At 38.6% G+C, this 13,054-nt stretch carries 7 protein-coding genes; all 7 read right to left on the bottom strand.

The annotated features are described in order from the left end of the window. Positions 1–33: 33 nt before the first annotated feature. Complete coding sequence (gene arcC / locus ACYSNQ_RS09970; RefSeq protein ID WP_426082949.1) at positions 34–975, bottom strand: carbamate kinase; 942 nt, start codon at positions 973–975, stop codon at positions 34–36. A 19-nt stretch (positions 976–994) separates the two neighbouring features. After that, complete coding sequence (gene argF / locus ACYSNQ_RS09965) at positions 995–2,014, bottom strand: ornithine carbamoyltransferase (RefSeq protein WP_426082948.1); 1,020 nt, start codon at positions 2,012–2,014, stop codon at positions 995–997. A gap of 16 nt (positions 2,015–2,030) precedes the next feature. Then, positions 2,031–3,254 carry an arginine deiminase gene (gene arcA, locus ACYSNQ_RS09960; RefSeq protein ID WP_426082946.1) on the bottom strand — a complete coding sequence of 408 codons (1,224 nt, stop codon included), beginning with the start codon at positions 3,252–3,254 and terminating at the stop codon, positions 2,031–2,033. 1,495 nt (positions 3,255–4,749) lie between these two features. Next, entirely contained in the window at positions 4,750–6,024 is a 1,275-nt protein-coding gene (locus ACYSNQ_RS09955) for a TIGR02679 domain-containing protein (protein WP_426082944.1), read from the bottom strand. Then, positions 6,017–10,093, bottom strand: a complete 4,077-nt coding sequence (locus ACYSNQ_RS09950; protein WP_426082942.1) for a TIGR02680 family protein — start codon at positions 10,091–10,093, stop codon at positions 6,017–6,019. The genes ACYSNQ_RS09955 and ACYSNQ_RS09950 overlap by 8 nt, the downstream gene beginning before the upstream one ends. Then, positions 10,083–11,207, bottom strand: coding sequence for a TIGR02678 family protein (locus tag ACYSNQ_RS09945; protein WP_426082940.1), 1,125 nt, complete (start codon positions 11,205–11,207; stop codon positions 10,083–10,085). Before ACYSNQ_RS09945 ends, ACYSNQ_RS09950 begins: the two co-directional genes overlap by 11 nt. Beyond that, on the bottom strand, positions 11,204–12,679 hold the full coding sequence (locus ACYSNQ_RS09940) for a TIGR02677 family protein (protein WP_426082938.1): 1,476 nt from the start codon (positions 12,677–12,679) through the stop codon (positions 11,204–11,206). The genes ACYSNQ_RS09945 and ACYSNQ_RS09940 overlap by 4 nt, the downstream gene beginning before the upstream one ends. Between the last annotated feature and the right edge of the window lie 375 nt (positions 12,680–13,054).

Genomic DNA, 13,054 nt, shown 5'->3' with positions numbered 1-13,054 from the left:
AAAAACTATTTTCACGCTGGTCTATTGATTGACTCAAAAGACGATTTCTGTCCCCACGCCCTCTTCATTAATAGTTGCAAGCATTTCTAAAGAAGTAATGACTGCTTTGCCTCCTGGCCGCGCTTTCACATATTGGACAGCCGCTTCAACCTTCGGCAGCATGCTTCCTGGAGCAAAGTGTCCTTCCTTCATATATTGTTCTGCTTCAGCCACGGTAACTTTATTCAGCCACTTTTCATTTTCCTTCCCATAGTTCAAGGCAATTTGATCGACGCCTGTCAAAATGATAAACACATCCGCATCAATTAGTTCAGCTAATTTTTCAGAAGCAAAATCCTTATCAATAACAGCCTCAACTCCTCTCGACGTTTGCCGTTCAATTGGAATACCGCCGCCGCCTGCACAAATTGTAATTATGTCATTATTTATCAGTGTATTTATGCTATACTGCTCTTGGATGGATATTGGTTTTGGACTAGGTACAACCTTGCGCCAGCCGCGACCAGCATCCTCTTTATAAACAGCTCCAGTTTCTTTTTCCATCGCTTGAGCTTGTTCATGTGTAAGGAATGGACCAATTGGTTTGCTTGGATTTTTGAAAGCGTCATCTTCTTTATCGACAATGACCTGAGTAATAATCGTTGCAACTTCTTTTTCCAGATTTGCGTTTCTGATTTCTCTTTCTAATGCATTCTGTAACCAGAAGCCAATACTTCCCTGTGTCATTGCGACACAAGTGTCTAATGGCATTGCGGGATTTTTTTCAGAGTCAGACGCCTGTTGTTGCAGCAGCAGATTGCCGACCTGAGGTCCATTCCCATGTGAGATAATCAGCTGAACATCTGACTGAATCAGCTTAACCAAGTGTTTAGAAGTCATTTCCAATGCTTCCTGTTGGGCTTTGGCGCTAGCGTCCTTAGAAAGGATTGCGTTACCACCCAAAGCTACGAGTAGTCGTTTTTTCTGTTGAGTCACACTTTGTACTCCTTTCTGCCTACGCTTTTGGAATGAACAGATTTCCTAAAGTCGCTGCCATGATTGCTTTGATTGAGTGCATCCGGTTTTCAGCCTCTTCAAACTGTCTGCCATATTTACTCCGGAAAACTTCATCTGTAATTTCCATTTCATCAATACCGAATTTCTCTTTAATCATTTTTCCATAGCTTGTATTCGTATCATGGAATGCAGGTAAGCAGTGAAGTACAATCAAGTCACCTTCGGTATTGCCAGTTGCTTTTACCATATCCATATTGATTTGGTAATCCTTCAGCATGCTGACACGCTCTTCAAACTTGTCTTCTTCACCCATTGAAACCCATACATCCGTATAAAGAACATTTGCACCCTTCACACCTTCAGCAACATCATCTGTAATCATTAGCTTGCTGCCGGATTTTGCTGCAAAGTTTTCTGCATAATCAACCACTGATTTTTCTGGATGAAGCTCTTTCGGTGCACAAATGCGAACATTCACGCCTAAGATTGCTCCTGTAACCAACAAACTGTTTGCCATGTTGTTGCGGCCATCACCAACATATACCAAGGTAATTCCATCCAATGTTTTGAAGTTTTCTTTAATTGTCATGAAATCCGCAATCATCTGTGTTGGATGCCATTCATCTGTCAGACCATTCCATACAGGAACTCCTGAATATTTTGCCAAGTCTTCAACGACCTGCTGACTGAATCCGCGGAATTCAATACCATCAAACATACTGCCTAAAACCTTCGCAGTATCTTCAACTGATTCTTTCTTACCCAGCTGAATATCATTTGCTCCCAGAAATTCTGGATGTGCGCCTAAATCTATTGAAGCTGTTGTAAAAGCTGCTCTTGTACGAGTAGATGTTTTTTCAAAAAGCAATGCAATATTTTTTCCTTCAAGATACCTATGAGGAATATTTCTCTTTTTTAAGTCTTTCAAATGAATAGAGAAGTCAATTAAATATTCCAGCTCTTCTTTTGTAAAATCTTTTTCTGCCAATAGGCTTCTTCCTTGAAAAATTGATGTCATTTTTTTTCCTCCTAATTTAAATATCTTCTCTGACAAACGGCATACTCATACAACGTGGACCGCCACGACCGCGAACCAGCTCGCTACCTGGGATATAATTCAACTTCACGCCAGCTTCTTCTAATCGTTTATTGGTGATCACATTACGGTCATAAACTACTACTTCTCCTGGAGCGATTGTCAATGTGTTAGAACCATCATTCCACTGTTCTCTGGCAGCTGCAGTAATATCTCCGCCGCCGCAGCGAATCAGTTCAACAGCCGGCAAATCCAGATAGCGGCATAGAATATGTTCCAATGTGTCTTTTTCCTCAACGATTTTTATCTCGCCGTTTTCCTTTGAAATCGAGTAAACGATTAAATCTCCTTCAATTTCCGGATGAATTGTGAACTTGTCATAATCCACCATTGTAAACACCGTATCCAAATGCATGAACTTTCTTTCTTCACCAATATTGAAAGCCAGTACATGCTCAAAGCTTGTTTCACTTTCAAAAATATTACGTGCCAGCCGTTCAATGGAAACCACATCTGTTCTTTGTGAAATACCCACTGCTAATACTTTGCTTGATAGAACCAGCTCGTCGCCGCCTTCAATCCGTGTACTATCTTCACGATTGTAAAGCAAGTCAACTGGATTATCCTTAAACATTGGATGATATTTGAAAATGTATTTGCCGTATAGGGTTTCTCTCCGCCTCGTTTCTGAATACATCTTATTTAGGGAAACACTATGACCGATGGTTGCGAATGGATCTCTGGTAAAGTAGAGATTCGGCATCGGGTCAATAAAGAATGGGTAGTGGTCATCAACAAGGCCTGTTAATGAAGTAGATTGAATTTTTGATAACTGATTTTTCTTTAAGCCTGCCATCGATTGATCAATCAGTTCACGATTAGAATCAAGCGACAGGAAATATTCTTTAATTGCCTGCTTAATATTGGCATCCTTAATATTCGCTTCATTCAAATATTCTGTCAGGAACTGGTCTTTAATCTCCTCAGACGTCAGCGACTCTGCTGCTAAATCCTCTAGATATAATACATCAACACCTTTTGACCGCAGTGTATCAGCGAAAAAGTCATGCTCCTTTCTTGCCTGTTCTAAAAATGGAATGTCATCAAAAAGCAAACGTTCCAGATGATCAGGCATCAAATTTTCTAACTCCTTACCTGGTCTGTGAAGCATTACCTGCTTCAGCTTGCCAATTTCTGAAAAAACGTTAATAGCCTTTTCCATAAATGAAAGCCTCCCTTTATTCTTTTGTACACCCTCATGCTAACAAAAAATAAAGCGCTTTCAAAGTCGCTTTCACTCATTACAAATGTAGATTTCTTCTCATTATGCAAAACTTCTGCATATATGCATTCTTTTAGATAAAATTGCATGAATGCATTTTAGAATTTCATATAAATTCAATAAAAAAGAAAAATAAGTTTTTTCTAATGTTAGAAAATGGTTTAAATTAATAAAGAGAGCCAGAAAACAGAGTGAAATGAGGATCTATCAAAAAACAAAATAGAACAGAAAAAAATATCGAAAACGCCTTGTATTAAACAATTCATCAAATTAAAATAACTAAATAAACAACAAATAAACACGGTTTTTTCATACCGTATTTAGATTAAAAAATAATGAGTAACGGATTTTTTTGAAGCAAGAATAGTTCTATTTGAAAGAAATACCTCTTAATATAAACTTAAGATTTAGCAGAGCAAGAGAGACGAAATTTGGATTGCTAAAATAGCAGCATTTGTTTTTCTGTGAAATCGTTAAAATATAGAGCTGCATAAAAAATAGAGTGGAAAAATCCACTCTACAAAAAGTCTAACTTTTGGGGGTCACTACATTGGTGGAAAATCTGCCAACACTTTTTTGAGTGTTCAAACACAAAAAAGGAACAACAAACTGATAAAATGAAATCGTCCAAAACCACAAATCATCAGAATGGTTGTTCCCTATAGATAAGAATACTAGAAAATTACTTGGACGAACAGATAAACACCTCTCCTTTGGAGAAGCTTGGCTTGAATATAGATCAATGAAAAGTGTTCAGGCCCAGGTAATCAAAGCAACCCTTACCTATCGACCCACACATTGTGAGAAATGTGGGGTAAAAAATCAAGGGCAAATAATTAAGAATGGTCATCATCTAACCAACGCTCAACTTCTGTGTTTAATGAGCGCTTGACCTTCTTAAAACTGAAGCGCTCCCGATTTCTTTGTCGCGAATGTGGAAAAACCTTTCATGCTCATACAGAGCTGATTGAAGAACATCATCACCATATGAAAAAGAGAAACAAGCGAATATCTCCGCAGCTTTATAGGCAAATCGGGAATTACCAGTTCCACTTGTGTAGGAACATTTAGTGGGATGGTATGCGTACGATGATAGATGAATGTGTAACATTCATACCTTATATTAGAGCTAGCTGTCCAGCTACGAATATACCTTGTGGAGCCTGCCTCTGCGATTACTCGAGGCAAAGCATAATAAATTTATAGGCTTAGCTGCCCAAATCACTCGCTTTATTCTCCCTTTTTCAAAAAAACTTGGAACAAAGTTAGAGAATCTCTATTTTTTTCGTTCCAAGTCCTTCTATCTTTTTCAGTTTTTGTCCTACCAACACTATTTGACATAGAACCAAAAGAATGTTATCTCGTTCTTTTCAAAGAAAAATTAGAGCACTAACCCATTGGAAGATTAGTGAATCTGATACTTCTTTAACTTGTATTACGTGTCTTGTTCAACTGTTTCAATCACAAACTCGCATTCAATTTCCTTTATTAATTCTTGTAAGAAGCCCTCTTGATAAGCAACCTGCTTGCTTTCATCAATTAGCTTTCCTAACTCAGCTAATTGATAATTTTCAAGAGCTTGCAGCTTCTTTAAACGACTGGAACTAAGCGCTACTTTGGTTTTAGCTATCTGAAAATTCCGCTGTTCCATTCCTAGGAACTGCAACTGAGAGCCAAAGGTATTTTTCAATTTCTGAGCCATTCCTAGCCCTTCTGGATCTAAGTCACCACTATAATAAATGATTGTTCCGGTATCTGCCAATTTGCGTAATAGCTGCCAAATAGCAAAGGTGAAATGCCCACTGGAGCAAAGAATCGGCACCTTTGGGAGTAGTTCCACCAAAATAGAATAAATACCAGAATTTTCCACTACCAAAACCTTTTCACCCACATAGGGACGTATAACAGCCGTCCTCAGAATTTCTTTTAAAGGAACATTCCAGCTAATTCCTTCAATACACGCCTGTCGCCACATTTGATTTTCTCTTTTTTCAAAATCCTGTGCTGCTAGCCCTCTAATTGCAGCATAATTCATAATATCATCTTTCAACAAGTGAAATTCATTTAACAAGCCATGACGTTGTTCCGTTTTTTCCAGCTCTGTCAAACTGTTTGGTTCCTGATTTGACAGAGCTGCCAGCATTTGTAAAAGGAGCTGTCCTCCTTCTGTGTTTTCATCAAACGCATGTGGATTTCCAGTGACTTTATAAGCAAACACGGGTAGTCTGACAAATTCTTTCTTAGGTAAACACTGTAATCCAACTGACACTTGTTCAAAAATAATCAGATTTGGCAGCTGCTTCTTCCACCATTCTTTCAGCTGACGCTCACTTAATAATGAAGTGAATGTTGAATCAACCTTAGCTACAGCTTTTTTAAACTGTTCGAAAGCATCTTTTTCTAATCTTTCATAGTCTATTTTTAGAACCAAAGGCTTCTTCATAACAAGCACGACAAAATCTGCTAATGTCAAATTTAAGCTGCTTTCTACAAAAGCATGATCTAGTTCTACAACACGAATTCTCTTCTTTCGATCCCAGGAAAATACAGTAATACCCAGAAAGCTTCGCAAGGGCTCGGTGTCTGTTTGACTGAATAAACTTAGCCCGATACTACTACCAAATGTTCCTTTCAGCCAATACCGCCGCCATAATTCCTTGGCCAAAATTTGAAAGACTGGTTGCTTAATGTATGCTTCAGCTTCAGACAATATTTTCGCCCCCCATTAATAGGTGCTTTTTATGCCCATCCCAGTAATAACGGATTGTAGTAACAAAATTAACATTCTGCGGCCGCAGCAACTCATAAATCGCCAATTTAGAAACCGTAGGATAATCTCCAAATAGCGCCTGTGAGTTCATCACATAATTAAATCCTAGCTGTTCACACGCTTTAAAAAGCTCAGCGATATTTTGATCGTCTATCCCCGCAAAGGCTTCATCCAATGTAATGATTCGCGGACATTGATCTCCAGCATCTTCATAGCGAGAGTAGGTTGCTGCAAATAGCGGCAGGTACATGGCAATAGCTTTTTCCCCGCCGGAGAATTGATTAAAACGACGATCTGTTAATGGTTGAGCCTGATACCCCTCATTTGCCCGCTTATATTTCAGTTCAAATTCAAACCAATCTCGATAATCCAATACCTTAGCAATTGCTTGAAATAATGTACTCCGATCATCTGGTTCATTTTGTAATTGCTCCTGAGCCAAGCGAACTTTTTCCTGAAAATGTCGAGAAATAGCTGTTCGATCATGTTCTGAAAGAAGCTCCGTCGGCTTTTGCAATAAGCTGACAAGTTGATTCGTACTAAGGTCTTGTTCAGAAGCAGCAGAAACACCTTTCCAGCTGATACTTAAAGATAAACCAGAGGAATTTTTTTGTTCTTGCAGCAATTCATTCATTTGAGCAACCCACTGCTGTGCCTGCTGAATTCTTACTCGAAGTACTTTACCAACAGATTCCAAAATAATCTTTTTGAAAAGTCGTTCATCGTCTTTTTTTAATAATTCACTTAATGTCAACCGCTGCTCTTTTAAATGGACCAGTAAATCAACTGTCGTTGTTCGTTGACCATCCTCTGAAAATTGCGGTTCATTATGATTGTTAAAAGAGGCAAACTCCCCTAATTCTTGTTCTTCTTCCGATGACAAATCTACACCACTGACACTAATCAATTTAGGCTGGTAGCTTTGTAGCTGGTCTGCTATAAAGCTAAAATTATTGGAAAAACGATCTTCCAGTCTTTTTAGCTCTTTAATATTTAGTTCTTTCCCAAGCTCCTTTGCACGAGTTAGCAGTTCATTACTTGGAGTGCCCCCTCTTTGTAATTCTACTTCAAATAAGGCTCTCCATTTCTCTTCCTGCTTGATTAATGAAGCAAAGTGTTCCTCTTCATGCTTCAGCTCTCCAGTGATTTTTGTGACAGCTTCTACTAAAACAATTTGCTCATTATTCAACTGCTTATTTTTTTTCTGCAGCCGCAGCTGCTCTTCTGTTGCCTTCGTTAATTTAGCAGTTAGTTCAGCAATATTGATGATTTGCTGCTGAGCTTGATTCTCCTTGATTAAACGCGCCAATTTTGTTGTCTCTCCGATTAATGCATTTACATTGTACGATAAATCAGCCTCCTCCTCTTGAAAATTAGCAACATGAGTAGAAATCGCCTGACGCATTTCCCGCTGTTGCTCGATTTGAATTGACTTACTGAAAGCATCATGAAGGTTCTGTTCATAATTCATCGCATATTGTAGTGCGTCCTCGTAAGTTTTTAAGCTTTGACTCAGCTGATCCTCAGCTGTTTCCTGCATAATTAATGTCTTCAATTTTAAAAAGCGTTGTTGTAAAGCATTAGCTTCAGTTGTCTTTATGCGTATTTCCTTTTCTTTAGTTAACAAAATTAGCTCTAGATTTTTAGTCTCCACGTAGGTTTGATATACCTCTGTTCCTCTTGGCATCTTTTGATAGGCAGACTCGATCAATTGAATCTGTTGTTCTTGCTTGACAATTTGAGCGGTTATCTCCAAATTAATACTTTTCAGCAGCTGAATCGCTTCCTTTAACTGCTCTATTTTTTCTTGGCGATATCGCTCCTGGCTGGCAATTCCTATAAAGGAAGCCTTGTATTCTATGGGCATTTCACCATTCAAATTCGTTATCTGATAGCTGCCGTCTTTATTGATAACTGGCAAATTTAATGTACTGTCTGCTTCATTATAGAAGATACTGTCCAACACATTCACTACCTGATTCTGTAAGCTTTGGGATAACTCTGAGTTCACGGTCAAGACGTCAGATAAAGTGGACGCCATTAATTGTGGGTTCGGTTTAATCATCAGATCATCTGCTAATTGCAGTTCCTCTTGACTAATAACGCTATCTAAAATACCGGATGAAAATAAAGCGCCCTCAATGTTATTTTTTTCCTCTTCTGTGACCCCAGCTTGAAAATCAACTCCTTGATAAAATAGGACATGTTCAGCTGTTTCTGCCCAAGCATTTCGATTGGCTTTTCTATCTTCATTACGGCGCGGCTCAGGTATTTTCTGTGTCTGCCACTCCTCAATTTCCTGCTGTATATTTAAAATTTGGTGTTGATTTTCTTTTAGACGAGCTTCTAAAGGTACTAAGGCTATTCGTTCTTGCTTCAACGCCTCTTGATAAGATACGGTTATGGATGACAATACGATTTCTTCACGTTCTTCCTCTTCCAAAAGGCTATCCATACGATAAAGCAGTTCACTATATTGCTTAGCTGATAGTTGAAAAGGAGCTGCACTTAGCCAATCATCTATGGCTAGCTTCCACCTTTCCAATTCATCGGCGCGTGTCTGCTGCCATTGACGGAGATCGCGCTGTAGTTCATCGAACTCCTGCTGCAAATTACCCACAATCCGCTCTAACTCTGCCAACTGCTCCTGCAATCGCTTCGTTTCCAAAAGCAATTGCTGAATTTTACGGAAATGAGTCTGTCTTTTATGCGTCTGTTCCAACCAATACTTGCGTTCAGCAACAGTAATTGTTTGCCGTAACTTTTCAGAGTAGACACTGTCAAGCTCTTCAAAACGGAGATAGGTAAGATATTGCTGATTATCTTGAATAATTTCTTCCAAATCACGATAGAGACTCTCCTCCAATAATTCCCGTTTCTTCAAATCAGTTAACTGATCCTGAAGGGACTGTTGTTTTCTCAACAACTGGTCTTTAGTTCGCTCTAAACGGTTTTCGGTTTGCTTTAATCGCTTCTTTAATTCCAATCCATGATTGACCAAATCCATTCCTTCATGTTGGCTTAGCTGTGTAATCGTAGCTGTTAAGGCCTCCAACCGCTGCTCATTTTCTTCGTAGACTTGTCGATTTTCCATTAAAGCACTATTGTTTTTTTCTAATTGATGATTAAAATCAGCGACTTGCCTCTCTACTCGCTTGACCTTGCCAAAGAGCTGTTGCCACTTTCCTCCAACTTGGGATACCAGCTCACCATGCCAGCGATGATAGTTTTTAGCGAAACGATCTAGCTCTTTAATCTCGTTACTTAAGTCTTCCAACCGCTCCCGATGAAGATCCAATTGTTCAATCGTTTTCGATAATGTTAATAATTCATCTTCTTTCATCTTCGGCAAAGAGTTACGTAAAATACCATAAATTACTGATGGACGAAAATCCTTAGACAATTTTGGTGAACGCAGCTGCAAAAGCAACGTGATTAGTTCATCAAACTGATCTAGATTATCAAATCCAAAAATCCGTTGATTGACAAACAATTTATACTCTCTTTGAGTTTCAAAGATTCGGCCTTTTCCTTCTAAGCGATTCTTTAATTTAGCTTTAGTAAGGGGCGTCAGTTCGCCTTGTCGAAGTTCTTCATAAAGGTCAAACTCCTTATCCACTCGTTGATTATTTTCAATAGAAAAATACCACTTCTTTAAAGTCCCTCCACGATTGGCATGCATGCCAACTCCTACTGTCAGGTATTCTTCACGCGCTTCTCGTTTCACTTCCAAAAACAAATAACCAATTCCTTCATTTCGCTCAGAAACACCCTTTTCGCCTAACAGATAATCCTCCATCTTTCGATCTCGAGAGCCAAAAGAATCCAGACGATACGCACTAGTATCTCCATCAAATAATACAGGAAATAGGCTTTGCATAGTCAGCGACTTTCCAGATCCATTGGTTCCTCTCAATAGCATTCGGCCATCTGCTAACTCAAATGTTTCTTTCGTGTAATACCAAAAATTCAATAAACCGACTCGATTGATTATCCATCTATTCGCCATTTTCTTTCCTCATTTCCGCTACCAATCGACCAAAAGCAGCTTGAATAATGATTTTACTTCCAGCACTCTCAATAAGCTTCCAATAGGAACCTCGAACAAGCAATGCAGTAGAGAGCTGGTTTAAAGACAACTCTTTAAACTCCTTTGACCAATAATCACTGTAGTTAACCTGCAACTCTTTTACAAGCTTATGCCATTGGTTTTCTGTCAAATGAATTTCTCCATAGGCCGTCACTTCCAATTCGTCTTGCCTTAAAATTGTAGCCAATTGAATTAGTATTTCATCTATTACTTGACGACTAGGGAACAACTCCTGCCAGTTATCTCGCTGCTCCAATGTAAATGCTGCATAATCTCGGTAAAGTTCGAAATGGAATGGCGTATTAATTTCAACATAATCTTGTGTAAACCGATAAAAATTACGCATCAATGCAAAAATATCCTCATTCTCAGGAGTTCTTCTTATTTGTGGCGTCATTAACAGGCGTTGGTAAATTACCTGATTCCGTTCTAAGCTGCTACGACTTTGCTCGAAATCTTCTTTGAACGCATCAAATGTCTCATACTGAGTATAAGACTGTGGGGCTCTTGCCAAAAATGCACGAGCCATCGGTGTAGTGGTGAATAGAATTTCCAGATTTTGCTCCGATTGTTCAAAAGCTGAAACATCCCCTTCTATCTTCTTAATCATACGTAAACGTTCCATTTTTTTTACCGCCCGCACTAAGCTCTTACGATGATTATAATTATTCCAATCCACGACCAATTCCACAGGAACCATCAATTGAATAGTTTGTATTAACTCCTCCATCATAAACGGTGCTTCTACTTCTAACTCCTCCACAAAAGCCATACCGCAGCAAAATAACGAAAAATCCATAGGTGCACTAAACTCGTTATTTCCCATCCAGGCTTCTAGTTCAAACGGACGTTTCAACAGCTGAATATACTGGGGACGAATCGTTATACTTAATCCGAAGCGGCTCCGAAACTCTCTCTGTATGTATTGTTGGTGGCGACGTAAAAAATTGTAATTTTCCGGCTGATCTTCTCGAATAATCCAAAAGTTTTCTACTAAAAGCTTGACCGCCAACCCAAATTCTTCCGGTTTCATCGTTCCACCCTTTCCATCATCACAGAAGGCATTGTCAGTTGACCATCCTCACATTCCACTATAATATGCTTACTTAAGTCAATCTGAACCATAACTTCAAAATCTAATTCGGTCATAATACTCTGCCGTAGCTTTCCCCCTACAGTCTGCCGGTTAGGTACCAGTGTTGCAATCGCTCCGCTAATCCATTTTAGAAACATTTGACGAGACGCTGCATCCAAACTATCAATTTTTGAAAAATCCAGCAGCCCAGCTTCAAAATAACCCTCGATACGTTCACGTTGTCTCAAAACTTGTTGACGATACTTTTCCTGCTCTTCAAGTTGAGCTGTTCCATTCATTTTGAAGCTGGAAGCTCTCCGTTCCTGCCTAGCTCCGCGGCCACGTTTATTAAGAAAAAGAGTACCTGGCATTAAATCCCAACTATTCTCACGGTTATTGGTTGCATCTGTCCCTTCCGTGACATAAAAATGACGAGAATGCTCTAAGCCAAAAATTCCCGCATACATTTTCTGGGACTCTGCTAAATCATCGGTTAGAGCAAACCACTTCGCTAAATGTAGATAATCCTTTTTTCGGCTTTGATACTGGCGAATTTCCTGACCAAAATAGTAAATTAAGTTAGTAATTTTGGCAATCATTTGATTCGTTTGATCCATCAAGTTATCGTATTCACTGGGATGCTGATCACTACCAATAAACCAACTATATAGTGCAGCCATTTCACCAGATACCTGCTCTGCTACTTCTGATTCAGTTCTCCCATCTAAAATAGGCACCTCTTGTTCCTTTAAATACAAGCCTGTAATTAACGTTTGTTGGTCAATTGTTGAAATTTTTTTGACCACTAATTGAAATTGGAAGTAAACATTTTGGACACTGACAATAAAATCCCGCAGATAGTTTACGAAATTATCTTTATAAACCAGAAAAGCTTCAGTCTTCATTCGACTATCAACTTCAGGACTTGTAATATAACGAATGTAATTCGCTGTTTCTTCACGAATTTGTCCAAACTCAGAACGAATAGCCAACCATAAATCGACTGGATTATCAGCTTCATTAACCAAGTCTGTTAACAGCTTCAATAATCTACGGAAAGCGTTTTCGTCCAGTGCTCCTTTTGCTACCTGTTTGACATGAGTTAGTTGATATACCATCTCTTCAACGACTACCCCTGTCTCCGTAATTTGATACCGAAAATTTTTATTTCTATATTCTTCAATTGATCGGGGTTGAATCATTTCCTGCTGCTTTTCTAAATTCCCCCATAGTACCAAATTTTCTAAATCTTGATCCACTTCTAAATCACCATAGTCTTTAGAATACTCGCTCTGCATCATAGCAATGACTTCTGGTCGATACAAGGAACCCTGCATCTGTCGATGACGCTGATAAAAACAACGCATAATTCGTCGATAACGTTCAAAATTTTCTACCGTCAAATAATTAACAGGCATAATTTTCTTCATACTGAAAAACCTCCCAAAAGCAGATTAACTATTTATTGCAAATCTTGTAAAAGGTTTGTGACTGGGCTCTATTTTCCTTATCTGTTCCAAGCAAGTAATGTTACTTATAGCCCACTAGCTCAAAAGAATGAGAAGAGATACTATCCAACTTATTTCCTCCTAGATTAGCTGCTTCTTTAACCCTCTCATCCACTATACACAACTATTCTCAAAATGATTATATCATCATTTACTCTTGATTTTCAGGCAATATCAAAAAAATATATACATTCTGTAAAATAATTGTGAAGTACTCGCTCTATCCCAGCTATTATTGAGTTTGTTTAACTAAAAATTTTATAATCCCTTTAATGTTAAAAAAGGCCAAAAAACATA

It is taken from the genome of Enterococcus sp. LJL51, from assembly GCF_054871795.1.
The sequence above is the reverse complement of the archived record's forward strand: the minus strand, read 5'-3'. Positions and strand labels throughout refer to the sequence as shown.

Coding starts and splice junctions, on each gene's coding strand:
- ACYSNQ_RS09940 (WP_426082938.1), bottom strand. CDS start 12,679: ATGAAGAAAATTATGCCTGTTAATTATTTGACGGTAGAAAATTTTGAA.
- ACYSNQ_RS09950 (WP_426082942.1), bottom strand. CDS start 10,093: ATGGCGAATAGATGGATAATCAATCGAGTCGGTTTATTGAATTTTTGG.
- argF (WP_426082948.1), bottom strand. CDS start 2,014: ATGACATCAATTTTTCAAGGAAGAAGCCTATTGGCAGAAAAAGATTTT.
- arcA (WP_426082946.1), bottom strand. CDS start 3,254: ATGGAAAAGGCTATTAACGTTTTTTCAGAAATTGGCAAGCTGAAGCAG.
- ACYSNQ_RS09945 (WP_426082940.1), bottom strand. CDS start 11,207: ATGAAACCGGAAGAATTTGGGTTGGCGGTCAAGCTTTTAGTAGAAAAC.